Origin of the sequence: Caballeronia zhejiangensis (assembly GCF_022879815.1) — a bacterium.
GTDB lineage: Bacteria > Pseudomonadota > Gammaproteobacteria > Burkholderiales > Burkholderiaceae > Caballeronia > Caballeronia zhejiangensis.
In genome coordinates this window covers 756,593-780,550 of record NZ_CP084283.1, presented here as the reverse complement: position 1 = coordinate 780,550, position 23,958 = coordinate 756,593, and the positions used below count along the sequence as shown (strand labels likewise).

The 23,958-nt window shown below is 64.3% G+C and carries 23 protein-coding genes; 17 read left to right on the top strand and 6 right to left on the bottom strand.

Going from position 1 to position 23,958, the window contains the following annotated elements:
* The first annotated feature begins 531 nt into the window (after positions 1–531).
* The 6 genes from LDZ23_RS03670 (at position 532) to LDZ23_RS03645 (ending at position 7,405) form a co-directional block, all read left to right on the top strand.
* Positions 532–1,785: an ABC transporter substrate-binding protein gene (locus LDZ23_RS03670; RefSeq protein WP_008350833.1), complete on the top strand. Its 1,254-nt coding sequence runs from the start codon at positions 532–534 to the stop codon at positions 1,783–1,785.
* Positions 1,786–2,040: 255 nt separating this feature from the next.
* Positions 2,041–2,898 (top strand): carbohydrate ABC transporter permease, encoded by an 858-nt coding sequence (locus LDZ23_RS03665; RefSeq protein WP_235366287.1) that lies wholly within the window; start codon positions 2,041–2,043, stop codon positions 2,896–2,898.
* The gene (locus LDZ23_RS03660) at positions 2,888–3,745 is read left to right on the top strand and encodes a carbohydrate ABC transporter permease (RefSeq protein ID WP_008350838.1); all 858 of its coding nucleotides are present in this window, start codon (positions 2,888–2,890) and stop codon (positions 3,743–3,745) included. Before LDZ23_RS03665 ends, LDZ23_RS03660 begins: the two co-directional genes overlap by 11 nt.
* Before the next feature lie 30 nt (positions 3,746–3,775).
* Complete coding sequence (locus LDZ23_RS03655) at positions 3,776–4,894, top strand: ABC transporter ATP-binding protein (protein WP_244807817.1); 1,119 nt, start codon at positions 3,776–3,778, stop codon at positions 4,892–4,894.
* Positions 4,895–5,000: 106 nt separating this feature from the next.
* Positions 5,001–7,112 carry a prolyl oligopeptidase family serine peptidase gene (locus tag LDZ23_RS03650; protein ID WP_244807816.1) on the top strand — a complete coding sequence of 704 codons (2,112 nt, stop codon included), beginning with the start codon at positions 5,001–5,003 and terminating at the stop codon, positions 7,110–7,112.
* 86 nt (positions 7,113–7,198) lie between these two features.
* Positions 7,199–7,405: a hypothetical protein gene (locus LDZ23_RS03645; protein WP_244807815.1), complete on the top strand. Its 207-nt coding sequence runs from the start codon at positions 7,199–7,201 to the stop codon at positions 7,403–7,405.
* Between the two features lie 428 nt (positions 7,406–7,833).
* Here the strand turns inward: LDZ23_RS03645 and LDZ23_RS03640 are convergent, their stop codons facing one another.
* Positions 7,834–9,045 (bottom strand): Bcr/CflA family multidrug efflux MFS transporter, encoded by a 1,212-nt coding sequence (locus LDZ23_RS03640; protein WP_008350845.1) that lies wholly within the window; start codon positions 9,043–9,045, stop codon positions 7,834–7,836.
* 146 nt (positions 9,046–9,191) lie between these two features.
* Here LDZ23_RS03640 and LDZ23_RS03635 point away from each other — a divergent pair, with 146 nt between their 5' ends.
* The 4 genes from LDZ23_RS03635 (at position 9,192) to LDZ23_RS03620 (ending at position 12,856) form a co-directional block, all read left to right on the top strand.
* A complete protein-coding gene (locus tag LDZ23_RS03635; RefSeq protein ID WP_244807814.1) occupies positions 9,192–9,644 on the top strand; it encodes a hypothetical protein in 453 nt (150 codons plus the stop codon).
* 154 nt (positions 9,645–9,798) lie between these two features.
* Entirely contained in the window at positions 9,799–11,082 is a 1,284-nt protein-coding gene (gene hemL, locus LDZ23_RS03630) for a glutamate-1-semialdehyde 2,1-aminomutase (protein WP_008350851.1), read from the top strand.
* An 18-nt stretch (positions 11,083–11,100) separates the two neighbouring features.
* On the top strand, positions 11,101–12,213 hold the full coding sequence (ribD, locus tag LDZ23_RS03625; RefSeq protein ID WP_034471322.1) for a bifunctional diaminohydroxyphosphoribosylaminopyrimidine deaminase/5-amino-6-(5-phosphoribosylamino)uracil reductase RibD: 1,113 nt from the start codon (positions 11,101–11,103) through the stop codon (positions 12,211–12,213).
* A 28-nt stretch (positions 12,214–12,241) separates the two neighbouring features.
* Positions 12,242–12,856 (top strand): riboflavin synthase, encoded by a 615-nt coding sequence (locus LDZ23_RS03620; protein WP_244807813.1) that lies wholly within the window; start codon positions 12,242–12,244, stop codon positions 12,854–12,856.
* Positions 12,857–12,875: 19 nt separating this feature from the next.
* On the opposite strand, the gene LDZ23_RS03615 is transcribed toward LDZ23_RS03620, so the two are convergent.
* Both LDZ23_RS03615 and LDZ23_RS03610 read right to left on the bottom strand, forming a co-directional pair.
* Entirely contained in the window at positions 12,876–13,280 is a 405-nt protein-coding gene (locus LDZ23_RS03615) for a hypothetical protein (protein ID WP_244807812.1), read from the bottom strand.
* A complete protein-coding gene (locus LDZ23_RS03610) occupies positions 13,273–13,629 on the bottom strand; it encodes a type II toxin-antitoxin system Phd/YefM family antitoxin (RefSeq protein WP_425306893.1) in 357 nt (118 codons plus the stop codon). Before LDZ23_RS03610 ends, LDZ23_RS03615 begins: the two co-directional genes overlap by 8 nt.
* A 187-nt stretch (positions 13,630–13,816) precedes the next feature.
* Here LDZ23_RS03610 and ribBA point away from each other — a divergent pair, with 187 nt between their 5' ends.
* From ribBA to LDZ23_RS03590, 4 genes are read left to right on the top strand one after another with little or no spacing between them, the layout of a single operon-like run.
* Positions 13,817–14,980 carry a bifunctional 3,4-dihydroxy-2-butanone-4-phosphate synthase/GTP cyclohydrolase II gene (ribBA, locus tag LDZ23_RS03605; RefSeq protein WP_033536677.1) on the top strand — a complete coding sequence of 388 codons (1,164 nt, stop codon included), beginning with the start codon at positions 13,817–13,819 and terminating at the stop codon, positions 14,978–14,980.
* Between the two features lie 35 nt (positions 14,981–15,015).
* Complete coding sequence (ribH, locus tag LDZ23_RS03600) at positions 15,016–15,525, top strand: 6,7-dimethyl-8-ribityllumazine synthase (protein ID WP_008350863.1); 510 nt, start codon at positions 15,016–15,018, stop codon at positions 15,523–15,525.
* On the top strand, positions 15,522–15,959 hold the full coding sequence (nusB, locus tag LDZ23_RS03595; RefSeq protein ID WP_008350865.1) for a transcription antitermination factor NusB: 438 nt from the start codon (positions 15,522–15,524) through the stop codon (positions 15,957–15,959). The genes ribH and nusB overlap by 4 nt, the downstream gene beginning before the upstream one ends.
* A complete protein-coding gene (locus LDZ23_RS03590) occupies positions 15,960–17,153 on the top strand; it encodes a pyridoxal phosphate-dependent aminotransferase (RefSeq protein ID WP_008350867.1) in 1,194 nt (397 codons plus the stop codon).
* Positions 17,154–17,221: 68 nt separating this feature from the next.
* On the opposite strand, the gene LDZ23_RS03585 is transcribed toward LDZ23_RS03590, so the two are convergent.
* The gene (locus tag LDZ23_RS03585) at positions 17,222–18,367 is read right to left on the bottom strand and encodes a lytic transglycosylase domain-containing protein (protein ID WP_244807811.1); all 1,146 of its coding nucleotides are present in this window, start codon (positions 18,365–18,367) and stop codon (positions 17,222–17,224) included.
* A gap of 587 nt (positions 18,368–18,954) precedes the next feature.
* Between LDZ23_RS03585 and LDZ23_RS03580 the strand changes: the two genes are divergently transcribed.
* The 3 genes from LDZ23_RS03580 to LDZ23_RS03570 are packed head-to-tail and all read left to right on the top strand — an operon-like array spanning position 18,955 to position 22,218.
* Positions 18,955–20,550 carry a UbiD family decarboxylase gene (locus LDZ23_RS03580; RefSeq protein ID WP_244807810.1) on the top strand — a complete coding sequence of 532 codons (1,596 nt, stop codon included), beginning with the start codon at positions 18,955–18,957 and terminating at the stop codon, positions 20,548–20,550.
* Positions 20,547–21,545: an asparaginase gene (locus LDZ23_RS03575; RefSeq protein WP_244807809.1), complete on the top strand. Its 999-nt coding sequence runs from the start codon at positions 20,547–20,549 to the stop codon at positions 21,543–21,545. Before LDZ23_RS03580 ends, LDZ23_RS03575 begins: the two co-directional genes overlap by 4 nt.
* A 4-nt stretch (positions 21,546–21,549) precedes the next feature.
* Positions 21,550–22,218, top strand: coding sequence for a LysE family translocator (locus LDZ23_RS03570; protein ID WP_008350875.1), 669 nt, complete (start codon positions 21,550–21,552; stop codon positions 22,216–22,218).
* 10 nt (positions 22,219–22,228) lie between these two features.
* On the opposite strand, the gene LDZ23_RS03565 is transcribed toward LDZ23_RS03570, so the two are convergent.
* Together LDZ23_RS03565 and LDZ23_RS03560 are read right to left on the bottom strand one after the other, a co-directional pair.
* Positions 22,229–23,194, bottom strand: coding sequence for a threo-3-hydroxy-L-aspartate ammonia-lyase (locus tag LDZ23_RS03565; protein WP_175981788.1), 966 nt, complete (start codon positions 23,192–23,194; stop codon positions 22,229–22,231).
* 129 nt (positions 23,195–23,323) lie between these two features.
* Positions 23,324–23,626 (bottom strand): hypothetical protein, encoded by a 303-nt coding sequence (locus tag LDZ23_RS03560; protein ID WP_034471336.1) that lies wholly within the window; start codon positions 23,624–23,626, stop codon positions 23,324–23,326.
* Positions 23,627–23,958 lie beyond the last annotated feature (332 nt).

Sequence of the window (23,958 nt, the reverse complement as noted above, 5' to 3'; positions counted from 1 at the left end):
GGTGACTACGGATGACAGCGTAGTCCGATAAAATTTTTTTTGACACTGAATTGTAGTTTAACTACAATCCAAATCAAGAGGAAATGTCATCTACAGAAAATTGCCAAAGTCAATCAGACAAGTCTGGTGACGAGCTTTTTTACAGATGATCGTTCTGAGCGCATGTTAACGGAGCGCGCGGCGCGCCGCTTTCCACGGAAAGCGCCCCTTGCGGCTCACGATCGTTCAGGCCTCGCGCCTCGCCGTCGAGTGCGTCTTTCGGGGCAACGCTCGAACGAACGGGTAAAAATCAAAAGAGGAGACAGCCGTTGCGATTCAACCCACTCATCTCTTGAGCGCCGTGCGGCCGACTATCGGTCTGCCGGCCCGGCACGTCGCGTCCGTCGTGACTCGCGCCTGCCGCATCCCCGCCGACACCGCCGATTCCCGGCCATCCAGTTTTGCCGTTTTTTCGACCACCGCTTCTTAGCCATGCTTCTGGCTGCATCGGGAGCCAATCGTTTCTTGTCAGGTGTCTGGAGGAGATAAACAATGAAAGTCCGTAAGCTCATGGGCGCGCTGTGCGCCGCAGGTCTTCTGTGCGGCGCGACGGCGTCGGCGGTTCAGGCTGCCGAGGCCGTTTCCGTGTTGCACTGGTGGACGTCCGGCGGCGAATCCAAGGCTGTCGGCGTGCTCAAGGACGACATGACGAAGCAGGGTTACACCTGGAAGGACTTCGCTGTCGCGGGCGGTGCGGGCGCGGCCGCGATGACCGCGCTGAAGACGCAGGTCATCTCGGGCAACGCGCCGTCGGCGGCGCAGATCAAGGGTCCGCTGATCCAGGAATGGGCCGAGCAAGGCGTCCTCGTGCCGATCGATTCCGTCGCGGGCGACTGGAAAAAGAACCTGCCGCCGGAAATCGACAAGATCATCCACGCCGACGGCCACTACGTCGCCGCGCCCTTCTCGGTGCATCGCGTGAACTGGCTGTACATCAACAAGGCCGCGCTCGACAAGGCGGGCGGCAAGGTCCCGACCAACTGGAACGAGTTCTTCCAGGTCGCCGACAAGATGAAGGCCGCGGGCATCATGCCGATCGCGATGGGCGGCCAGCCGTGGCAGGACCTGACGCTGTGGGAAGACGTCGTGCTGTCGCAGGGCGCGGACTTCTACAAGAAGGCGATCGTCGATCTCGATCAGAAGACCTTGACCTCGGACAAGATGGTTCAGGTGTTCGACACGGTCCGCAAGATCCAGGGCTACTTCGATAGCGGCCGCACGGGCCGCGACTGGAACCTCGCGACCGCGATGGTCATCAACGGCAAGGCCGGCATGCAGTTCATGGGCGACTGGGCGAAGGGCGAATTCGCCGGCGCCGGCAAGAAGGCGGGCACGGACTACGTGTGCGCGCCGGTGCCGGGCACGGAGAAGGCCTACACGTTCAACGTCGACTCGTTCGTGTTCTTCCAGCAGAAGGGCCAGAAGGCTGCGACGCCGGGCCAGCTCGCGCTCGCGAAGACCATCATGACGCCGGAATTCCAGGAGCAGTTCAGTCTGAACAAGGGGTCGATCCCGGTGCGTCTCGGCGTCCCGATGGATAAGTTCGACGACTGCGCGAAGAAGTCCTACGCTGATGAACAGACGGCGATCAAATCGGGCGGCTATGTTCCGTCGCTCGCGCACGGCATGGCTCAGGGCGATGCCGTCGCCGGCGCGATGACCGACGTCGTGACGAAGTTCATGAATTCGTCGCAGGATTCGAAGAGCGCGGTTGCCGCACTCGCGAACGCCGCCAAGACGAAGTAAGGCCGCATCCGCCCGGCGCGTGTGCGAAAGGCATGCGCCGGGCGGGGCAAGACAGAGCAGGACTGCATCTGTAACGTCGCAACATTTCAGCGCCAGCAGGCATTCGCCACAGAAGCGCCAGTCAGTGCACCTAAACGCACGAAAAGCGCCGGCGCATCTTCCAGGAGTCGAGTCGTGACTGCCTCCATCGCCGCGGACAAGAAACCGCAAAACCCGCCCCGTCGCGCGTCACCGACGGCGGCGCTCGCCGATCGCATGATTCCGAAGCTGGTGCTCGCTCCCAGCGTCGTGATCGCGCTCGTTTTCGTGTACGGCTTCATCGCCATTACCGGGTATCTGTCGCTTTCCGAATCGCGGCTCATGCCGCGCTACGATTTCGCGGGCTTCGACCGCTACAAACAGCTTTTCGCCAACGACGTCTGGTGGACTTCCGCCGCCAACCTCGGCTGGTTCGGCATTCCGTTCATCGGGATTTGCGTGTTCCTCGGCCTTTTCCTTGCGATCCTTCTCGACCAGAAGATCCGCAACGAAGGTGCATTGCGCGCGGTCTTCCTCTATCCGATGGCGCTTTCGTTCATCGTGACCGGCACCGCGTGGCAGTGGATTCTGAACCCCGGCCTCGGTCTTGAGAAAGTATTTCATGACTGGGGCTGGACGAGTTTCTCGTTCAACTGGCTCGGCGACCCGGACAAGGCGATTTTCTGCGTCGTGATCGCCGCGGTGTGGCAATCGACGGGCTTCGTGATGGCGCTCTTCCTCGCCGGTCTGCGCGGCGTCGACGGCGAAATTTTCAAGGCCGCGCAAGTCGATGGCGCGACGCTGCCGACCATCTACCGCAAGATCGTGATTCCGAGCATGCGCCCGGTGTTCTTCTCCGTGCTGCTGATCCTCTGCCACATCACGATCAAGACCTTCGACCTCGTCGTCGCGTTGACGGCGGGCGGTCCGGGCACGTCGTCGTCGCTGCCGGCAATCTTCATGTACACGTTCTCGTTCAATCGCGGGCAACTGGGCGTGGGCGCCGCATCGTCGATGATGATGCTCGCCACCGTCGTCGCCGTGCTCGTGCCGCTCATGTATCTCGAATCGAGGAGCACCCGCAATGCAGCCTAAGATGACCCTGAGCCGCGCCGTCATCTACGCGGTGCTCATACTTTTCGCGCTCTACTTCCTGTTCCCGATCTACGTGATGCTGTCGACGTCGTTCAAGGATCTCGACCAGCTTCGCACGGGCAATCTGCTCACGCCGCCGACGCACTTCACGTTCGCGCCGTGGGTCAAAGCGTGGCAGGAAGCGTGTACCGGCGTGCGCTGCGACGGCATGGAGCCGTTCTTCATGAACTCGGTCCGCATGGTGATCCCCGCCGTGCTGATCTCGTCGTTCATCGGCGCGTTCAACGGCTACGTGCTCACGCACTGGCGCTTCCGCGGCGCGGACGCCATCTTCACGATGCTGCTCGTCGGCTGCTTCATCCCCTTCCAGGCGATCCTTCTTCCGATGGCGCGTCTGCAGGGCTTTCTCGGCCTTTCGAACACGACGACCGGCCTCGTGCTCGTGCATGTGATCTACGGCATCGCGTTCACGACGATGTTCTTCCGCAACTTCTACGTGAGCATTCCGGCCGAGCTCGTGAAGGCGGCGCGCATCGACGGCGCAGGTTTCTTCACCATTTTCACGAAGATTCTGCTGCCGGTGTCGCTGCCGATCTTCATGGTGTGCCTGATCTGGCAATTCACGCAGATCTGGAACGATTTCCTGTTCGGTATCGTGTTTTCGGGCGTGGATTCCATGCCGATCACGGTGGCGCTGAACAACCTCGTGAACACATCGACGGGCGTGAAGGAATACAACGTCGACATGGCCGGCGCGATCATCGCCGCATTGCCGACGATCCTCGTCTACATGATCGCGGGACGTTATTTCGTGCGCGGGCTGACGGCCGGCGCGGTGAAGGGTTAAACGAGCAGTATCGAGAGATAGAGGATTCACATGGCAAGCCTTTCCATCCGTGACGTGTACAAGACCTACCCGAACGGGGTGCCGGTTCTCAAGGGCGTCAATATCGATATCGAGGACGGTCAGTTCCTGATCCTCGTCGGCGGCTCGGGCTGCGGCAAGTCGACCCTGCTGAACATGATCGCGGGTCTGGAGACCGTGACCCGTGGCGACATCATGATCGACGGCAAGACGGTCAACGACCTCTCGCCGAAGGACCGCGATATCGCGATGGTGTTCCAGTCCTACGCGCTCTACCCTTCGATGAGCGTGCGCGACAACATCTCGTTCGGTCTCAACATTCGCAAGGTGCCGAAGGACGAGCAGAAGAAGATCGTCGATCGCGTGTCGGAGACGCTGCAGATCGGTCATCTGCTCGATCGCAAGCCGGGGCAACTGTCGGGCGGGCAGCGTCAGCGCGTCGCGATGGGCCGCGCCCTCGCACGCGATCCGGTGATGTTCCTGTTCGACGAGCCGCTTTCGAACCTCGACGCGAAGCTGCGCATCGAGATGCGTTCGGAGATCAAGCTCTTGCATCAGCGCCTCGGCACGACGATCGTCTACGTGACGCACGATCAGATCGAAGCGATGACGCTCGGCGATCGCATCGCGGTGATGAAGGACGGCATCGTGCAGCAGTTCGGCACGCCGCAGGAGATTTACGATTCGCCGTCGAATCTGTTCGTCGCGGGCTTTATCGGCGCGCCGCCGATGAACTTCATCACGGGCAAGCTCGTCGAGTCGGGTTCGGGCGTCGGTTTGCAACTCGATACGGGCGTCACGCAGAAGGTGCTGAATCTGCCGTTCGATGCGGGTCGTTTGCGCAGCAAGGTCGGGCAGGATGTGATTCTGGGCCTGCGTCCGGAGCGCATCACCGATTCGCGCAGCGCGCACGATGTGTCGGATGCGAGCCTGCAGCCGGTCGACGTGCGCGTCGACGTGATCGAGCCGACCGGCCCGGACACGCTCGTGTTCGCGCAGGTGAACGGCAAGCGCGTCGTGTCGCGCGTGCACCCTGCGAGCAATCCGCAGCCGATGACGAACATGACCCTGCTGTTCGATGTGTCGAAGGCCGTGCTGTTCGATCCGCAGACGGAAGAGCGGCTGGCTTGAGTCTGCCTGGTCGTTGAAGTTGAAAGCCGCGCTGATGCGCGGCTTTTTCATTGCGCCGCCATAACAGGCACAATCGGCGTTTTGCCTTTCGAAGCTCCGATTCCGCATGACCATCCTCGATCAGAATCCCGAACTCGCCTGGCCGCCCTCCGACGGCCCCGATCCCTTCATCGGCCTCGAAGCGCTCGACGACGCCCGCGTGCAGTCGTGGATCGACGCCCAGAACCGCCGCACCGAAGCCGCGTTCGGCAACACGCCCGACGCGCGCGCCCTCGCCGGCCGGCTCGAAAAGGCGTACACGTCGAAAGACCGCATCGTCGCCTGTTCGCGTTACGGCGACTGGGGCTACAACACATGGCAGGACGACGCGCATCCGCTCGGCATCGTACGCCGCACGCCGTGGTCTGCGTGGCTCGAAGGCAAGCCCGCATGGGAAACGATCCTCGACGTCGACGCGCTCGACCTGAACACCGACGCGGTGGGCGACACACGCTGGGCCCTCGCCGACTTCGACATGCTCTATCCCGACTACGATCGCGCGCTCGTGAGCCTGTCGCCGGGCGGCTCGGACGCGTGCATGGTGCGCGAGTTCGAGATCGCGTCGAAAACGTTCGTCGCGGATGGCTTCGCATTGCCCGATGTCGGCAAGCACGACATCTCGTGGATCGATCGCGACACCGTGTACGTCGGCTGGGACGACAGCAAGACGAACCCGAGCCCCGCGCTGACGACATCCGGATTTCCACGGCAGGCGCGTCGCTGGAAGCGCGGCACGCCGCTCGCGGATGCGCCCGTCGTGTTCGAAGGCAATCGGCGCGACGTGTCGGCGGGCGTGGACTACGATCCGATCGAGAAGCTGCATCTCGCGTCGCGCGCGGTCACGTTCTACGACACGCTCAACTACTGGCTCGACGAAACCGCCAACGAATGGCGCCAGTACGATCTGCCGTCGCACGCGGAAATTGAGCACTGGAACGGCTGGCTCTTCGTCACGCCGCGCAAGTTCTGGAACGCGGGCGGGCGCCGCTACGCGCCCGGCACGCTGACCGTCATCCGCCGCGACGCGTTTCTCGCCGGCTCGCGCCGGTTCACGGCGCTTTTCACGCCGTCGGAACGCCTCGTCCTCGCGGGCATCGACTTCACGAAGCAGTTCCTCATCGTTTCGCAGATGGATGACGGCACGCCGCGCGTCACGCTGCTGCGCCCGGACGCGAATCCCGATGACGCATGGCAGGCGCGCGAATTCGCGCTGCCGGAAGCGAGCCAGTCATGGGTCGATTCGATTGACAGCGAACGTGACGACACCGTGCTCATCCACGTCGAGCATTTTCTGTTGCCGCCGTCGCTCTATCACGCCGATCTCGCCAGCGACGCGCCCTGGCGACTGCTCGCGCGCCTTCCCGCGCAATTCGACGCAACCGGTCTCGCCGCCGTGCGCCGCCACGCGATCGCGCCGGACGGCGAGCGCATTCCGTACTGGCTGATCGGAAGAGACATCGAGACCACCGCCGAACCGCGCCCTTGCCTGCTCTACGGCTACGGCGGCTTCGAAGTCGCGCTCGACCCCGGCTACGACGCAACCACGGGCATCGCGTGGCTCGAACGCGGCGGGCTGTACGCGGTCGCGAATATCCGTGGCGGCGGCGAGTTCGGCCCGGCGTGGCATCAGGCGGCATTGCGCGAGAACCGTCAAATTTCGTTCGATGATTTCACCGCGGTGGCGCAAGCGCTCGTCGATGGCGGCGTCACGACGCCGAAGAAGCTCGCCATTCGGGGCGGCAGCAACGGCGGCCTGCTCACCGGCGCGTGCATGGTCCAACGGCCCGAGCTTTTCGGCGCCGTGCTGTCCGAAGTGCCGCTGCTCGATATGGCGCGCTTTCACTTGCTGCTGCAAGGCGCATCGTGGATCGACGAATACGGCGATCCCGACGACGCCGGCGATCTTCATCATCTGATGGCGTATTCGCCGTATCAGAACGTGAAGGCCGACGTGACGTATCCGCCGGCGCTGTTCACGTCATCGACGAGCGACGACCGCGTGCATCCCGGCCACGCGCGCAAGATGGCCGCGAAGATGCAGGCGCAAGGCCACGCCGACGTCTGGTATCAGGAGACCGGCGACGGCGGGCACGGCGCGGGCGTCGAACCCGGAGCGGTCGCGCAGGCGGAAGCCGCGGCCTTCACGTTTCTCGCGGCGACGATCGGCCCGCTCGAATAGCAGCACGCGGGGACGCAGTCGATGCCTATCGAGAAGCGCGAACGCATTCTGCAGGATCTGGACCCTTCGAATGCGCTTCCCGAGTCATGCCGATACCGATCCCGCCGACACGCTTCACGCTCGACCCCGATGCGTTCGCCGCCGCCGGCGAACGCGCCTTCGTCACGTCGAACCTGCATGAGATCGTCGCGCTCTGCGTGATCTCCGATGTCAACGAGGCCACGCTGTCCGCGCTCGCGGCGCGCGGCATTCGTCTCGCGCCGCCCATGCCGACGCTCGCGCGCGCAGTTTAGGCGAACATCGGTTTCACGGCGCGCAACAGCGCGTTTCGGCCGTCACGCGCCCTTGCCCACCGATTCGAATTCCTTCGATATGTCGTCGTTCGACGACGGCCTACACTCGTCTCATTCCTTGATGCAGTCGAGCTTCGTCGACAAGGCTGAAACGGCAACGAGGAATAACCGAATCGACACGAACCCGATCAGGAAGCACCTTTGACCCAGGCACCACTGATCGCTCATCTGGAGAACATGCCTATTGCCCCTGCGACCGAAGCGAGCCGGTAAACAACTTTGACCCAGTAAGTTACCGAATCGACAAACAACTGCGATCGACCCAGGAAGCACCTTTGACCCAGGCACATCTGATTCGAGACCGCAAAAACGAGCATCAAATGTTGAGCCTCGCCACATAGCGAGGCTTTTTTGTTTCTGCGCGCCGTTCAGACCTTCACGGGCGCCGCGTGCGAGCGCAGCACCAGCGTGCGCCCGGCGAATGTCAGCACGCCGCACACGCCTATCACGATGCCCATTCCATGCGGCGAAACATCGTGAAACAAGCCGACGGCGAGACTCGCGAGCGCGCCGAGCGCGAGCTGCATCGCGCCGAAAACCGCGGCGGCCGCGCCCGCGTTGTGCGGATACCGATGCATCAGCTCGGTCGTGCAATTGGCCGACAGCAGTCCGACCACGCCGACCACGAAGAACAGCGTCACGACGATCGACCACAGGCCGCCCAAGCCCGTCAGCGCCACGAACGCGACCGCGAGCGCCGCCGCGACGCTCACGAACGATGCAGCCGAAATCATCTTCATCGCGCCGACGCGGCCGACGAACTTCGTGTTGAGCACATTCCCCGCGATGATGCCGACGATGTTCAGGCCGAACAGCAGCCCGTAATACTGCGGCCTGACGTGGAAGTAATCGATATAGACGAACGGCGTGGCGGTGATGTACGCGAACATCGACGCGAAAGCCATGCCGCCGCACATCATGTGGCCCCAGGTGACGGGATCGGTCAGCAGATGCCCGTAAGCGGCGAACGATTTGCCGACCGCCGCGCTCGCGCGCCTTTCCTTAGGCCATGTCTCCGGCACGCGCAGATACGCCGTCACCGCGCATGTCACGCCGAAGAGCGTCAGCGCGACGAACACGACGCGCCAGCTGCCCAGCAGCAGCAATTGCCCGCCGATCAGCGGCGCGAGCAACGGTCCGATCGACGTGACGATGGACAGCATCGACAGGACGCGTGCCGCGTCGGTCGGCGCGTGGGCGTCGCGGGCGATCGCGCGCGCGAGCACCGACGCCGCGCCCGCGCCGAGCGCCTGCAGGAAGCGCACGAAGACGAGCGCGTCGATGGAAAACGCCGCCGCGCAGCCGATGCTCGCGAGCGCGTACAGCGCGATGCCGCCGAGCAGGACGGGGCGGCGGCCATAGGCGTCGGACATCGGACCGTAGAGCAGCATGCCGAACGAGAAGCCGAACATGAAGCTCGTCAGCGTGCTTTGCGCGGCGGCCGGGCTCGTGCCGAACGCGGCGGCGAGCGACGGCAGGCTCGGCAGATACATGTCGATCGACAGCGGGCCGCACGCGGCGAGCGCGCCGAGCAGAAGGATCAAACGGCCATCGGGCCGGCGCCGGGTGGTGTCGGACATGGAGTTCGGGAGACGGGGAAGCGTTGAGGCCGCGCGGTATCCTTACCGCGCAAGGAGCAAACATTGTACGCGAGCCCTTGCCGCGATCCGGCCCCGGTCGCGACGCTGCGTTAAGCTCATCGCTCTCTTCTCGTCCGACCGAACCCATGACCGCCTTTCTGCTGATCTGGAGCCCAAAGAAATGGCCGTGGCCCGACTTGCCCGAGTTCGCGCGGCGCGTCGCCGCAGGCGATGCCGTCGCCGACGTATGGGGCTGCGGCACCGCGCGCGGACTCTTGCCGGGCGATCGGGTCTTCGTGCATCGCGTGTCGCAGGAACCCAGGGGCGTGTTCGCGTCGGGCTGGGTGACGCGCGCGCCGTACGAAGTGCCGGATGCCGGAGCCAAGCGCGGCTATCGGCTGCGCATCGACTTCGTTTATGACTGGCTCGTCGATGCGCGCGAGCAGGTCGTCGTCACGCGCGACGAATTGCGCGCGCATCCGTTCTCCGTGCAGACGTGGGACGCGCAGATGTCCGGCACGCTCATCAAGCCGATCGCCGAGGGCGCGCTGGAAAAACTGTGGACCGCACGCACCGGACGGCGCTCGATGCGACCCTAGCCGGACACGGTTGCATTGCAACGACTCCGGTACAATTTCAGCATCGTTTTTCGCGCCGGACGGCGCGTTTCGCGCGCCGTGCAGACGTTGCAGCGGCAGCCGGGCGCGTGTCCTCGCGACTCCCGCATCCACTTTTCAGTGCAGGCTTCCATCCATGTCCAAGAATCAAGCTCTCTTCGAACGCGCGCAGCGAACCATTCCCGGCGGCGTGAACTCGCCGGTGCGGGCGTTCCGCTCGGTCGGCGGCACGCCGCGCTTCATCGAGCGCGCAGAAGGCGCGTATTTCTGGGATGCGGATGGCAAGCGCTATATCGACTACATCGGCTCGTGGGGCCCGATGATTCTCGGCCATGTCCATCCGGAAGTGCTCGGCGCCGTACAACGCGTGCTCGCGAACGGCTTCTCGTTCGGCGCGCCGACCGAAGCCGAAATCGAAATCGCCGAGGAAATCTGCAAGCTCGTGCCGTCGATCGAACAGGTGCGGATGGTGTCATCCGGCACCGAAGCGACGATGAGCGCATTGCGCCTCGCGCGCGGCTTCACGAACCGCAGCCGCATCGTCAAGTTCGAAGGTTGCTATCACGGGCACGCGGACAGCCTGCTCGTCAAAGCCGGCTCCGGTCTGCTCACGTTCGGGAATCCCACTTCCGCCGGCGTGCCCGCCGACATCGCGAAGCACACGACCGTGCTCGAGTACAACAACGTCGAGCAATTGAACGAGGCGTTCAAGGCATTCGGGCCGGAAATCGCGTCGGTGATCGTCGAGCCGGTCGCGGGCAACATGAATCTCGTGCGCGCGACGCCCGAGTTTCTCAACGCGCTGCGCGAACGCTGCAACGAATACGGCTCCGTGCTGATCTTCGACGAAGTCATGTGCGGCTTTCGCGTGGCGCTCGGCGGCGCGCAGCAGGTCTACGGCATCAAGCCCGATCTCACCTGTCTCGGCAAGGTCATCGGCGGCGGCATGCCGGCGGCCGCGTTCGGTGGACGCCGCGACATCATGGCTCATCTCGCGCCGCTCGGCGGCGTCTATCAGGCGGGCACGCTGTCGGGCAATCCGATCGCGGTGGCCGCGGGCCTGAAGACGCTGCAACTGATCCAGCGTCCCGGTTTCTACGACGATCTCGCCAAGCAGACGCGCAAGCTCGTCGACGGCCTCACCGGCGCCGCCCGCGACGCGAAGGTGCCCTTCTCCGCCGATTCGATCGGCGGCATGTTCGGCCTGTATTTCATGGACAGCGTGCCGGGCAGCTTCGCGCAGATCCAGCAAGGCGACACGAGGCGCTTCAATGCGTTCTTTCACGCGATGCTCGATGCCGGCGTGTACTTCGCGCCGTCCGCGTTCGAAGCGGGCTTCGTGTCGAGCGCGCACGACGACGCGATCATCGACGCGACGATCGACGCGGCGCGCGGCGCGTTCGCGTCGCTCGCCGCCTGACGTTTCCGGGCCGCGCCGATGTTCTCGCAAACCGACTTCACGCACATGGAGCGCGCGCTCGCGCTCGCCTCGAAGGGCATGTACACGACGACGCCGAATCCGCGCGTCGGCTGCGTGCTCGTCAAGAACGGCGAAGTGATCGGCATGGGCTACACGCAGCCGGCCGGCCAGGATCACGCCGAAGTGCAGGCGCTGAAGGACGCCCGTTCGCGCGGCAAGGATCCGCGCGGCGCGACCGCGTATGTGTCGCTGGAACCGTGCAGTCACTTCGGCCGCACGCCGCCGTGCGCGCATGCGCTCATCGATGCGCGCGTCGAGAAAGTAATCGCCGCGATGGAAGATCCGAACCCGTCGGTGTCCGGCCGCGGCTTGACGATGCTGCGCGACGCCGGCATCGACGTGCGTTGCGGACTGCTCGCGAACGAGGCGCACGAGATGAACATCGGCTTCGTGTCGCGTATGACGCGCCGCCGTCCGTGGGTGCGAATGAAGGTTGCGGCCACGCTGGACGGCCGTACCGGTTTGCCGACGGGCGAGAGTCAGTGGATCACGGGCGAAGACGCGCGCGCCGACGGCCACGCGTGGCGCGCCCGCGCCTGCGCGATTCTCACGGGAATCGGCACGGTGCGCGAGGACGATCCGCAACTGACCGTGCGCGCGGTCGACACGCCGCGCCAGCCGCAACGCGTGCTGATCGACAGCCGGCTGGATGTGCCGATGCACGCGCGCATCCTCGACGGCGCGCCGCCCTGGATTTTCCATTCCGCCGACGCCGATCCGGCGCGCATCGACGCGTTGCGCGAGAAAGGCGCGGATCTGATCGAGCTGTCGAACGAGTACGGCAAGGTCGATCTGCCCGCGATGCTCACGGCGCTCGCCGATCGCGGCATCAACGAATTGCATGTCGAAGCGGGCCACAAGCTGAACGGCTCGCTGCTGCGCGAAGGCTGCGTCGACGAACTGCTGATCTATCTCGCGCCGAGCCTGCTCGGCAGCGCGCCCGGCATGTTCGACTTCGCGCCGCCCGACACGCTGGATGCGCGGCCGCATCTGAAATTTCATCGCATCGACCGGCTCGGCGACGATCTGCGCATACTTGCGCGTTTTGCCGAAGCCAACGTGGCGAGCTGACCCAGCACCGAATCGAGGAATCCGACCGATGTTCACAGGAATTGTCGCGGCCGTGGGCCGAATCGAAAAAGTCACGCCGCTCGGTGCCGAGCCGGAAGCGGGCGTGCGTCTGACGGTCACCGCGGGCGATCTCGATCTCGCCGACGTCGAGCTCGGCGACAGCATCGCGATTCAGGGCGCGTGCATGACGGTTGTCGAGAAATCGGCCGGCACGTTCGACGTCGAAGTGTCGCGCGAGAGTCTCAACAAGACCGTCGGACTCGGCGATGCGGGCGCCGGCGTGAATCTGGAAAAGGCGTTGCGCGCGCACGACCGGCTTGGCGGGCACCTCGTATCCGGTCACGTCGATGGGCTGGGCGTCGTGTCGAAGTTCGAGCCGGTGGGCGAATCGCACGAATTGCGCATCGTGGCGCCGAAGGATATCGGCAAGTACCTGGCTTACAAGGGCTCGGTGACGGTGAACGGGGTGAGCCTCACGGTGAATTCCGTCAGCGACAGCGCCGACGGCTGCGAGTTTTCCATCAATCTGATTCCGCATACCGTCGAAGTGACGACGCTCAAGGCCCTTGCCAAAGGCGCGAAGGTCAATCTGGAGATCGATCTGATCGCGCGGTATGTGGAGCGGATGATGAGTGCGGGGTGAATGCTCGCGTTGTCCTGACCTAGCGCTCCGGACCCCACAGATCCCTGAATTCGGAGGAAGTCTCTTTCATGTGCCGGAGCGACAAGAAAGTGATCGTGTCACCGGACAACAGATAGAGCAGCACGTAGTCATCGAACAGATGTTCGTGTAGCTCGCCTTGATGAGGCGCGCCCGACTTCGTGACGTCCACGATCTCCTCGATCGTCAGCAAAGCATCGACCGTATCCGGCTTCGAATTGAGAAGGCGTCGTCCAAGAGCCGGAAAGCGCCGAAGCACCGGTACGACCTTCTTTTCGATCGCCTCGACTAGCCGAAGGAAGCTTTCAGGCCGGTCAACGCGGTTCCAGTAGCGCTCGATATCCGTGAGTCGGGCATTGAATTCGCTCGAGATTCGGATGGTCGTGCGCTTGCGTTCATCATTCACGGTCCGACTCTCCGTCATCGGTTTGCGGCGCTCCCAGACGCGCTTTCAGACGGATGAAGTACTCGTCGGCATCTTCCGTTTCGTGCTTGTCGAGGCTCTTCAGAGCGGTCAACGCGTCGTTCAGCAGCACCAGATGAATGCGGGACCTCTCCATGCGGTAGAACGCTTCGAGCTTTTCCGCGCTGATCAACGCGGCATAGCTTTCTCCGTTCTTCGTGATGATCTTTTCATTGCCGCCGCGAACCTCGTCGACGAGTTCAGAGAGATTTGCACGCGCCTGAGACAGCGGAATGATGTCCCTTGCCCTATAAGCCATGTTCGGCCCCATTAAGTTTAATGTACACAACATTGTACAAAATCCATCCGCTTTAAAGTTACAGTGAGGACAGTTTCCCAAACGCTTGCCCGTCGCGCCATTCGTCCGAATGGCTTAGGAAACCTCCACCTCTCGAAGAGAGTCGATTTCCCCGACGCTCCACCAGCCGTGGCGTAAAATACGCGCTTTCCCCAAATCAGAGCCCGCTCGGGACGTCATCATGTCGCTCGCCTCCACTCCTGAGATCATCGCTGAACTGAAAGCCGGCCGGATGGTGATCCTCGTCGACGAAGAAGACCGCGAGAATGAAGGCGATCTCGTCGTCGCCGCCGAATTCGTCACGCCCGAAGCGATCAACTTCATGGCGAAGCACGGCCGCGGCCTCATTTGCCTCACGCTCACGCAGGAACGCTGCAAGCAGTTGAACCTGCCGCTCATGACGCATCGCAACGGCACGCAGTACGGCACGGCGTTCACGGTGAGCATCGAAGCCGCCGAGGGCGTGACGACCGGCATCTCGGCCGCCGACCGCGCGAAAACCATCGCCGCGGCCGTCGCGCACGATGCGCGCGCCGAGCACATCGTTCAGCCGGGCCACGTCTTCCCGATCATGGCGCAGCCGGGCGGCGTGCTCGTGCGTGCGGGCCATACGGAAGCCGGCTGCGACCTGACCGCGCTCGCGGGTCTCACGCCCGCCGCGGTGATCTGCGAGATCATCAAGGACGACGGCGAAATGGCGCGTCTGCCCGACCTCATCGAGTTCGGCCAGCAGCACGGCATCATGATCGGCACCATCGCCGATCTGATCCACTACCGCAGCCGCACCGAATCGATCATCGAGAAAGTCTGCGAGCGGACGATGCAGACCGCGCACGGTCCGTTCCGCGCGCTGCTGTATCGCGACGAGCCCACCGGTTCGCCGCACATCGCGCTCGTGCGCGGCACGCCGCGTCCGGATCGCGACACGCCGGTGCGCGTGCACGAACCGCTCTCCGTGCTGGATCTGCTCGAAATCGACTCGTCGACGCACTCTTGGACCATCGACGCCGCGATGAAGGAAATCGCCGCGCGCGATCTCGGCGCGATCGTCATGCTCAATTGCGGCGACACGAAGGAACATCTCGTCGACGTGTTCCGCGCGTTCGACCAGAAGGACAAGGCGGCGGAACTCAAGCGCCGCCCGATCGACTTCAAGACCTACGGCATCGGCGCGCAAATTCTGCGCGATATCGGCGTCGGCAAGATGGAAGTGCTCGCGAATCCGCGCAAGCTCGGCAGCATGTCGGGCTACGGCTTGGAAGTGACAGGCTTCGTGCCGATGCCCGGCTGCCCCGCCACCGCCGCGCCCGCCGATACGAGCATCACGCAGTTGCGCTCGGCCTGAACGCCAAACCCAATCTGAACCAACGGAAATCATTCATGGAAATCGGACAATACCAGCCGAACCTCGACGGTGACGGCCTGCGCATCGGCATCGTGCAGTCGCGCTTCAACGAACCGGTGTGCAACGGCCTCGCCGACGCCTGCATCGAGGAGCTGGAACGCCTCGGCGTGATCGGCCAGGACGTGCTGCTCGTCACGGTGCCCGGCGCGCTCGAAATTCCGCTCGCGCTGCAAAAGCTCGCGGAATCCGGCCAGTTCGACGCGCTGATCGCGCTCGGCGCCGTCGTGCGCGGCGAGACGTATCACTTCGAGCTCGTGTCGAACGAAAGCGGCTCGGGCATCTCGCGCATCGCGCTCGACTTCGGCATTCCGGTTGCGAACGCCGTGCTGACGACCGAGAACGACGAGCAAGCCGTCGCCCGCATGACCGAAAAGGGTCGCGACGCCGCGCGCGTGGCGGTCGAAATGGCGAATCTGTCCGTCGCGCTCGAGCAGCTCGGCGGCGACGATGAAGACGAAGACGAAGAAGACGAGGACCGCGCATGAAGAGCGCACGACGCCGTTCGCGCGAACTCGCGACGCAAGGGCTTTACCAGTGGTTGCTGTCGGGCGCGCCCGCCGGCGAAATCGACGCGCAGTTGCGCAATTCTCAAGGTTTCGACAAGGCCGATAAGGATCATCTCGATGCGATCCTGCACGGCGTGATCAAGGAATCCGACGCGCTGTCGGCCGAGTTGCAGCCGTGCCTCGATCGTCCGATCGAGCAGCTGTCGCCGGTCGAGCGCGCGGTGCTGCTGGTTGCCGCCTTCGAGTTCAAGCATCACATCGACGTGCCGTATCGCGTCGTCATCAACGAAGCAGTCGAGTTGACGAAAACTTTCGGCGGCTCGGACGGCTACAAGTACGTCAATGGCGTGCTGGACAAGCTCGCCGTCGTGATGCGGCCCACCGAAGCGCAGGCGCGCGGCCGCGGAGCATAAATGAACCAGACAGCCGAACCGCTCGTGCGGCTGGCGTCGCGCGTCGACGCAATCGAGCCGTTCTACGTGATGGAGCTGATGAAAGAGGCGCAGGCGCTCGAGCGCGCGGGCCGCGACATCATCCACATGAGCATCGGCGAGCCGGATTTCACCGCGCCGGAGCCGGTCACGAACGCCGCCGCCGATGCCCTGAAGCGCGGCGTGACGCAGTACACCAACGCGCTCGGCATCCACGCGCTGCGCGAGGCGATTTCGCAGCATTATCGCGATACCTTCGGCCTGGCCGTCGACCCCGAGCGGATCGTCGTGACGGCGGGCGCGTCGGCGGCGCTGCTGCTGGCGTGCATGGCGCTCGTCGATAACGGCGACGAAGTCCTGATGCCCGATCCATGCTATCCGTGCAACCGGCATTTCGTGTCGGCGGCGGATGGCAAGCCGGTGCTCATCGCGAGCGGCCCGGCCGAGCGCTTCCAGTTGACGGCCGAGCATGTCGAGGAGAACTGGAGCGAGAAGACGCGCGGCGTGCTGCTCGCGTCGCCATCGAATCCGACGGGCACGTCGATCGAGCCGGACGAACTGCGGCGCATCGTCGACACGGTGCGCGCGCGCGGCGGCTTCACGATCGTCGACGAGATTTACCAGGGCCTGAGTTACGACGCGAAACCCGTGTCCGCGCTCTCCTTCGGCGACGACGTCGTCACCGTGAACAGCTTCTCGAAGTACTTCAACATGACCGGCTGGCGGCTCGGCTGGCTCGTCGTGCCGCACGCGATGGTCAGCGCGGTAGAAAAGCTGTCGCAGAATCTGTTCATCTGCGCGTCGGCGCTCGCGCAGCATGCGGCGCTCGCGTGCTTCGAGCCGGAGACGATCGGGATCTACGAAGCACGGCGACTGGAGTTCAAGCGGCGTCGCGATTACATCGTGCCGGCGCTGCGCTCGCTCGGTTTCGGCGTGCCGGTCGTGCCGGACGGCGCGTTCTACGTCTACGCCGACACGACGACGGTTCACCACCCCGCCGCCGGCGACAGCGATGCGCTCACGCATTCGATGCTCCACGACGCGGGCGTCGTGCTCGTGCCGGGCGCGGATTTCGGTTTTCACGCGCCGCAGCGCTACATCCGGCTGTCGTATGCGACGTCGCAGGCGAAGCTGGAAGAAGCGGTCCAGCGACTGGGCACGCTGTTCCGTCGATAATCGCGACGGCACACGCAACAAAAAGGGCACCCGCGGGTGCCCTTTCCTTTTTACGTCTGCCGAAAGCCTTACGCGCCCAGCTCCGCCGATGCGACGTGCTTCGTCTCCCCGTCGCCATCGTCCTGCGATTTCTTCGGCGATTCGATCGTCGCGTGAACGCGTTTGTCCGCGGACGTCGAGGCGAGAACCTGCTTCGGCGCGGCCTGGACCGGCGCCTGCGGCGCGTTGATCGGCACATTGCGGCCGCGCGCGACATCGCGCAGACGCGAGCGCTCGGCCAGCACCTTCGCGCCGTAACCGCCGTCGTCCTGCGTCGTCGAGCCGACGTAGTAGCGCAAGCCGCCCGCCACCGAGCCGCCGCGCGCGATGCAATCCTTCAGCACGAGCGCGCCGACCTTGATGTTCGCGAGCGGATCGAGCGCCGCGTGCGAGCCGCCGAAGTACTCGAATTTGTCGGAATGCACCTTCGACATGACCTGCATGAGGCCCTGCGCGCCGACGCCGCTTTCCGCATACGGATTGAAGCCCGATTCGATCGCCATCACCGAAAGCAGCAGCAGCGGATCGAGGCCGACTTCGCGACCCGTATCGAACGCGGCGCGCACGAGTTCCGTGACCGGCTCTTGCGCCACGCGATAGCGACGCGCGATGAAACTCGCGACGAGCTTCTGCTCACGCGCCGAGACGAGCACGCGGTCATCGCGCGCATCCGCGACGACGCGTTGCGCAGGAATCAGGTTCGCCAGCATGCCGACGGACGGCATCGTGCGCGGATCGAGCCCGTTGGGCGACACGGCCAGGCTGATGCCGCCGGTGAGCTGACGGGTGCTGGCGTCGTCGCTGGCCGCCGCGCCGAGCGACGGGGTCACGGCGGCCGGCGCCTTGGCAATTTCGGGCGCCGCCGTGTTAGCGGCCACGTTCACGGGCAGCGCGGCGTCGCCGGGCGCGCGATGCACCGCCGAGAACGGCGGCAGCGGCTGGCCGGCGAGCAAACGCGCCGGACCGGCCTGGACCGCGGCCGACACGAACGGCATGATCTTTGCGGCGAACGTCGTGCGCCAGGAAGGCGCCAGCCAGAGCGCGAGCGCACTGACAACGGCCGCGCAACCGACCACGGCGAAGAGATGGTGACTCAAACGGCGTCCGCGACGTAGCGCTACGCGCACAACCTGCGCGGCGCGGGAGTCGGAACCCCACCAAACCGAAGCATTCATCGATACTCCCAATGTTGCATGATTTGCGCAGATGAATACGAATGAAGCACGTACTCGAGAGACAAATCAGACACCGCTCACTCTCGGTAAGCGTCAGCGGCATCGGGGATACGGCAAGCGCCGTCTGAAAAGCCGATCCGGCAAAAATCCGCCGGGTTGCGCGGCACGAACTGCATGCCCTGAACGCGCACGTGGCTTTCCACGCGAAAAACCGGCGTGCGAAACGCCGGCAATGACAACCAACAGCCATGAATCGCCGGGCAGGAGCGGCGCAGGCGACGCATTGGCGTCTGACAGACCTGAGGCTAAGGTAAAAAGTTTCAAAACCTGCAATGGATGCCAAGCGATTCTAACAGGGTTTAATGATCCGTCAATGCTATAGATTTTGGTTTCAATTACTTATAGTTATATTGAACAGTGTTCAGCAGCCGAGAACCACGTCTCCCGGGCGATTCCAAGCGGTTTTCGCTGAATGTCGCCCAACGCACGGACGCCGACGCAGGTAAAATCGACAATCGCTTAGCGCGCAGCCGTCCCGCCCGGGGAGTTCTGCCTCCGGGCGCCTTCGAGTCCACTTCCGACCATCGATGAAATACAAAGATCTGCGCGACTTCACCGCCCGCCTTGAAGCGCTCGGTGAACTCCGCCGCATTCGGCAGCCCGTCTCTCCCGTTCTCGAAATCACCGAAGTCTCCGATCGCGTGTTGCGCGCGGGCGGACCGGCGCTGCTGTTCGAAGCGCCCACCGGTTACACGATGCCCGTGCTCGCGAACCTGTTCGGCACGACGCGGCGCGTCGCGCTCGGCATGGGCATCGAGACGGACGCGCAAAGCGGTTCCGATGTGAGTCTCGGCAGCGACGTCGCCGCGCTGAGTTCGTTGCGCGATGTCGGCAGGCTGCTTTCCGCGCTCAAGGAGCCCGAGCCGCCGAAGGGCCTGAAGGATGCCGGCAAGCTGCTCTCGCTCGCGAAGGCCGTGTGGGACATGGCGCCGAAGTCGGTCAGCGCGCCGCCCTGTCAGGAAATCGTGTGGGAAGGCAACGACGTCGATCTCAATCGGCTGCCGATCCAGACATGCTGGCCCGGCGACGCCGGTCCGCTGCTCACCTGGGGCCTCACCGTCACGCGCGGGCCGAACAAGCCGCGTCAGAATCTCGGCATCTATCGGCAACAGCTGATCGGGGGCAACAAGCTCATCATGCGCTGGCTCGCGCATCGCGGCGGCGCGCTCGATTTCCGTGAGTTTGCGCTCGCGAATCCCGGCAAGCCGTATCCCGTGGCGGTCGTGCTCGGCGCCGATCCCGCGACGATTCTCGGCGCAGTGACGCCCGTGCCCGATTCGTTGTCCGAATATCAGTTCGCCGGTCTCCTGCGCGGATCGCGCACCGAACTCGCGAAATGCCTGACGCCGGGCGTCGATGCATTGCAGGTGCCGGCACGCGCGGAAATCGTGCTCGAAGGTTTCATCTATCCGCAAGACGGCGCGCCGCCGCCCGCGCCCGCAGGCGCGCCGCCGCGTCCGTCGGCGGGGGCGTCGGCGAAATACGAGCACGCGCTCGAAGGCCCGTACGGCGATCACACCGGCTATTACAACGAGCAGGAATGGTTTCCGGTCTTCACCGTCGAGAAGATCACGATGCGCCGCGACGCGCTGTTCCATTCCACCTACACAGGCAAACCGCCGGACGAGCCTGCCGTGCTCGGCGTCGCGCTGAACGAAGTCTTCGTGCCGCTGTTGCAGAAGCAGTTCACCGAGATCACCGATTTCTATCTGCCGCCCGAGGGCTGCAGCTATCGCATGGCGATCGTGCAGATGAAGAAGAGCTATCCCGGCCACGCGAAGCGCGTGATGTTCGGCGTCTGGAGCTTCCTGCGGCAATTCATGTATACGAAGTTCATCGTCGTCGTGGATGAAGACGTGAACGTGCGCGACTGGAAGGAAGTGATCTGGGCGATCACGACGCGGGTCGATCCGACGCGCGACACCGTGATGGTCGACAGCACGCCGATCGATTATCTCGATTTCGCGTCGCCGGTTGCGGGTCTCGGCTCGAAGATGGGACTCGACGCGACCAACAAGTGGCCCGGCGAAACGAATCGCGAATGGGGCCGCCCGATCGTCATGGACGAAGCCGTAAAGCGCCGCGTCGATACGCTCTGGACCGAACTCGGACTCGACAAATGACGATCGCGGCCACGCTCTATCGAGGCGATGTCATCGAGAACACGCACGCGGCGCATGTCGCGGTCGTCGATGCCGATGGCCGCCTCATCCATTCTTTCGGCGATCCGCGCCGCGTGACGCTGCCGCGCTCGGCCGCGAAGCCCGCGCAGGCGCTCGCCGTCATCGAAACGGGCGCGCTCGAACGCTTCGGCTTCACCGACGAGGACCTCGCGCTGATGTGCGGATCGCACAGCAGCGAGCCGCGTCATATCGAGCGCGCGCTCGCGATGCTCGCGAAGTCGAACGCGAGCGAAAGCGATCTGCGCTGCGGCGGCCATCCGCCGATTTCAGACGCCGTGTACAAGGACTGGATCCGGCGCGATTTCACGCCGACCGCCGTCTGCAGCAATTGCTCCGGCAAGCACGCCGGCATGCTCGCGGGCGCGCGCGCGATGAACGCGCCACTCGCCGATTACCACTTGCCCGGTCATCCGCTGCAGGCGCATGTGAAGCGCACGGTGGCGCGCGCCGTCGATCTCGCCGATGACGAAGTGCAATGGGCCATCGACGGCTGCAATCTGCCGACGCCCGCCTTCCCGCTCGAACGTCTCGCGCGGCTCTATATGAACATCGCCGCCGCGCCGGACGGCTCGCCGCTCGCACGCGTCCATCGCGCGATGACGTCGCATCCGGAACTCGTCGCGGGCGAAGCCCGCTTCTGCACGCTACTGATGCAGGCGTTCGGCGGCGCGCTCGTCGCCAAGACCGGCGCGGACGCGAGTTACGCGATCGGCGTGCGCCGCGAGACAGGTCCGATCGGCATCGCGGTGAAAGTCGAGGACGGCAATACGGCCGTGGTGAACGCGGTCGTCGTCCATCTGCTCGATGCGCTCGGCATCGGCACGCAAGCACAGCGCGATGCCCTCGCCGCCTTCCGTAATCCGCCCACACGCAACACGATGAACGTGCCGACCGGCCGTCTCGATGTCAGCTTCACGCTTCACAACCATCAATAACAACATGCATTCGTGGTCGTTGCTGTCGGACGGGTTCTTTCTGTCGCTGTCGCTGTGTCTGGATATCGGGATCGCCAACGTCGCGATCATTTCGCTCGCGCTGTCGCACGGATTCAAGCCGGGGATGGTGCTCGGCCTCGGCACGTGCTTCGGCGATCTGTTCTACGCGGCGCTCGCGCTCGCGGGCATGTCCGCGCTCTTGCAGTTCTCCGCCGTGCGCTGGGTCGTGTGGATCGGCGGCGCCGTCGTGCTGCTCTTTCTCACCTGGAAGATGGCGCGTGAAGCGCTCAATCCGGCGTCGGCGCCGCCCGTCGAAGGCGAAGCGGATCTCACCGTGCCGCGCCCGAAGCATTGGCAAAGCTTCGTGCGCGGATGCCTGCTCGCGGTGTCGTCGCCGAGCGCGATATTGTGGTTTGCGGCGGTCGGCGGCGCGCTCATCGCCAAGGCCGGCGCGACGAGTCCCGTCAGCGCGTCGGTGTTTCTGATCGGCTTCTTCTGCGGCGGGCTCGGCTGGACGATCTTCATCTGCACGCTCGCGAGCCACGGCCGAAAGCGCGCCGGCACGCAGCTCCTGCGCGCGTGCCACGTGATGTCCGCCGTGCTGTTCGCGTACTTCGCGTACAGCGTGATCGTGAACGGCTACCGCGATCTGATCGTCAACGCAGCGTCGTGACGATCCGCCATCACGCGAGATACTGCGACAGCTTCGGCAAATCGACGTTGCCGCCCGACACGATCACGCCGACGCGCTTGCCTTCGACCGGCACGACCTTCTGCAGCACGGCGGCCGCCGCGAGGCAGCCGGTCGGCTCGACGACCATCTTCATGCGCTGCGCGAAGAAGCGCAGCGTGTCGATCAATTGCGCATCGCTCACGGTGACGATCCGGTCCACGTGACGCTGGATGATCGGAAAGTTGTATTCGCCGACGTGCGTCGAAGCGGCGCCATCGGCGATCGTGCGCGGCACGTCGATATGCACGATTTCGCCGCGAGCGAGCGATTGCTGCGCGTCGTTGCCCGCCTCCGGCTCGACGCCGATCACCTTGCAGTCCGGCGACAACGCCGCCGCCGCGAGCGCGCATCCGCCGATGAGCCCGCCGCCGCCCAGACACACGAACAGATAATCGAGCGGACCGGTTTCCTCGATCAGTTCCTTCGCCGCCGTGCCCTGCCCCGCGATCACATGCGGATGGTCGTAGGGCGGAATCAGCGTCATGCCGCGTTCCTCGGCGAGCTTGCGGCCGATTTCCTCGCGATTTTGCGTGTAGCGGTCGTAGGTGATCACTTCGCCGCCGTAGCCGCGCGTCGCCTCCATCTTCGCGGCGGGCGCGTCTTCCGGCATGACGATCGTCGCGCGGATGCCGGCGAGCTTCGCGGACAGCGCGATCGCCTGCGCATGATTCCCCGACGAGTACGTGATGACGCCCGCTGCGCGCTGGCGGTCGTCGAAATGAGAGAGCGCGTTGTAGGCGCCGCGGAACTTGAACGCGCCCATGCGCTGGAAGTTCTCGCACTTGAAGAAGAGCGACGCGCCCGCGATGGCGTCGGCGGTGCGGGAAGTCAGGACGGGCGTGCGATGGGCGAATCCTTCGATGCGCCGGGCGGCGTCGGCGACGTCATCGAAAGTCGGGGCGGGAAGAGTGGACATCGGCGTGAGAGCGTGAGGTGAGGAGGATCATCATTGTCCCAGTTCCGTCGCAAAAATCCAGAAATCGGCCCGTAAACGCAGAAGGCGATGCATGCATGCATCGCCTTCGGAATAAGCCGTTCGGGCCGATCAGCGGCGCCAGTAGCCCGGTCCGTGACGGTAGTAACCGTGATGCCGGTAATACGGACGGCCGTAGTAGCCATAGCCGCCGTAGCCGCCATAAACCACCGCGGGCGGCGGCGCATACATGACAGGCGGCGGCGCCACATAAACGGGCTGCGGCGGCGCGACATAGACAGGAGCCGGCGGCGCGGCGTACACCGGGTAAGCCGGCACCCCGATACCCACGCCCACCGACACATGCGCCTGCGCTGCACCGACGAATCCCACGCCGAGCGCACCAGCGACCAACAAACCACCGAGCTTTTTCACTTTCGTTCTCCTCGCCGCTACGCATGATGGCCGGTCCAGGCGGCTCACGAGCGACGGTATGAGTCGAATTTATCGAAAAAGCAGATCGGTCGGCGGAGTCATTTGTTGCAAATTGCAAGATGCTTAACGCTGCCAGGAGACCGAAAGCCGGGCGATGGCCGCAAACAGGCTCCGATCGACCGTTCGGCGGACCTGCGCGCGGTGGCTCGACTCGATATACGCCATAAGTTAAAAAACGGCGTAACGTCTATTTACAAAAGAACGGAAAAGCCCCGACGGACAATGCGTCCGCCGGGGCTTCTCATGTAATGCGCGAGATTCTTAAAAGCTCG

What these genes read in the sequence shown, in the direction of transcription:
- LDZ23_RS03670 (WP_008350833.1), top strand. Translation starts at nt 532, where the DNA reads ATGAAAGTCCGTAAGCTCATGGGCGCGCTGTGCGCCGCAGGTCTTCTG.
- LDZ23_RS03665 (WP_235366287.1), top strand. Translation starts at nt 2,041, where the DNA reads ATGATTCCGAAGCTGGTGCTCGCTCCCAGCGTCGTGATCGCGCTCGTT.
- LDZ23_RS03660 (WP_008350838.1), top strand. Translation starts at nt 2,888, where the DNA reads ATGCAGCCTAAGATGACCCTGAGCCGCGCCGTCATCTACGCGGTGCTC.
- LDZ23_RS03655 (WP_244807817.1), top strand. Translation starts at nt 3,776, where the DNA reads ATGGCAAGCCTTTCCATCCGTGACGTGTACAAGACCTACCCGAACGGG.
- LDZ23_RS03650 (WP_244807816.1), top strand. Translation starts at nt 5,001, where the DNA reads ATGACCATCCTCGATCAGAATCCCGAACTCGCCTGGCCGCCCTCCGAC.
- LDZ23_RS03645 (WP_244807815.1), top strand. Translation starts at nt 7,199, where the DNA reads ATGCCGATACCGATCCCGCCGACACGCTTCACGCTCGACCCCGATGCG.
- LDZ23_RS03640 (WP_008350845.1), bottom strand. Translation starts at nt 9,045, where the DNA reads ATGTCCGACACCACCCGGCGCCGGCCCGATGGCCGTTTGATCCTTCTG.
- LDZ23_RS03635 (WP_244807814.1), top strand. Translation starts at nt 9,192, where the DNA reads ATGACCGCCTTTCTGCTGATCTGGAGCCCAAAGAAATGGCCGTGGCCC.
- hemL (WP_008350851.1), top strand. Translation starts at nt 9,799, where the DNA reads ATGTCCAAGAATCAAGCTCTCTTCGAACGCGCGCAGCGAACCATTCCC.
- ribD (WP_034471322.1), top strand. Translation starts at nt 11,101, where the DNA reads ATGTTCTCGCAAACCGACTTCACGCACATGGAGCGCGCGCTCGCGCTC.
- LDZ23_RS03620 (WP_244807813.1), top strand. Translation starts at nt 12,242, where the DNA reads ATGTTCACAGGAATTGTCGCGGCCGTGGGCCGAATCGAAAAAGTCACG.
- LDZ23_RS03610 (WP_425306893.1), bottom strand. Translation starts at nt 13,629, where the DNA reads ATGTTGTGTACATTAAACTTAATGGGGCCGAACATGGCTTATAGGGCA.
- ribBA (WP_033536677.1), top strand. Translation starts at nt 13,817, where the DNA reads ATGTCGCTCGCCTCCACTCCTGAGATCATCGCTGAACTGAAAGCCGGC.
- ribH (WP_008350863.1), top strand. Translation starts at nt 15,016, where the DNA reads ATGGAAATCGGACAATACCAGCCGAACCTCGACGGTGACGGCCTGCGC.
- nusB (WP_008350865.1), top strand. Translation starts at nt 15,522, where the DNA reads ATGAAGAGCGCACGACGCCGTTCGCGCGAACTCGCGACGCAAGGGCTT.
- LDZ23_RS03590 (WP_008350867.1), top strand. Translation starts at nt 15,960, where the DNA reads ATGAACCAGACAGCCGAACCGCTCGTGCGGCTGGCGTCGCGCGTCGAC.
- LDZ23_RS03585 (WP_244807811.1), bottom strand. Translation starts at nt 18,367, where the DNA reads ATGAATGCTTCGGTTTGGTGGGGTTCCGACTCCCGCGCCGCGCAGGTT.
- LDZ23_RS03580 (WP_244807810.1), top strand. Translation starts at nt 18,955, where the DNA reads ATGAAATACAAAGATCTGCGCGACTTCACCGCCCGCCTTGAAGCGCTC.
- LDZ23_RS03575 (WP_244807809.1), top strand. Translation starts at nt 20,547, where the DNA reads ATGACGATCGCGGCCACGCTCTATCGAGGCGATGTCATCGAGAACACG.
- LDZ23_RS03570 (WP_008350875.1), top strand. Translation starts at nt 21,550, where the DNA reads ATGCATTCGTGGTCGTTGCTGTCGGACGGGTTCTTTCTGTCGCTGTCG.
- LDZ23_RS03565 (WP_175981788.1), bottom strand. Translation starts at nt 23,194, where the DNA reads ATGTCCACTCTTCCCGCCCCGACTTTCGATGACGTCGCCGACGCCGCC.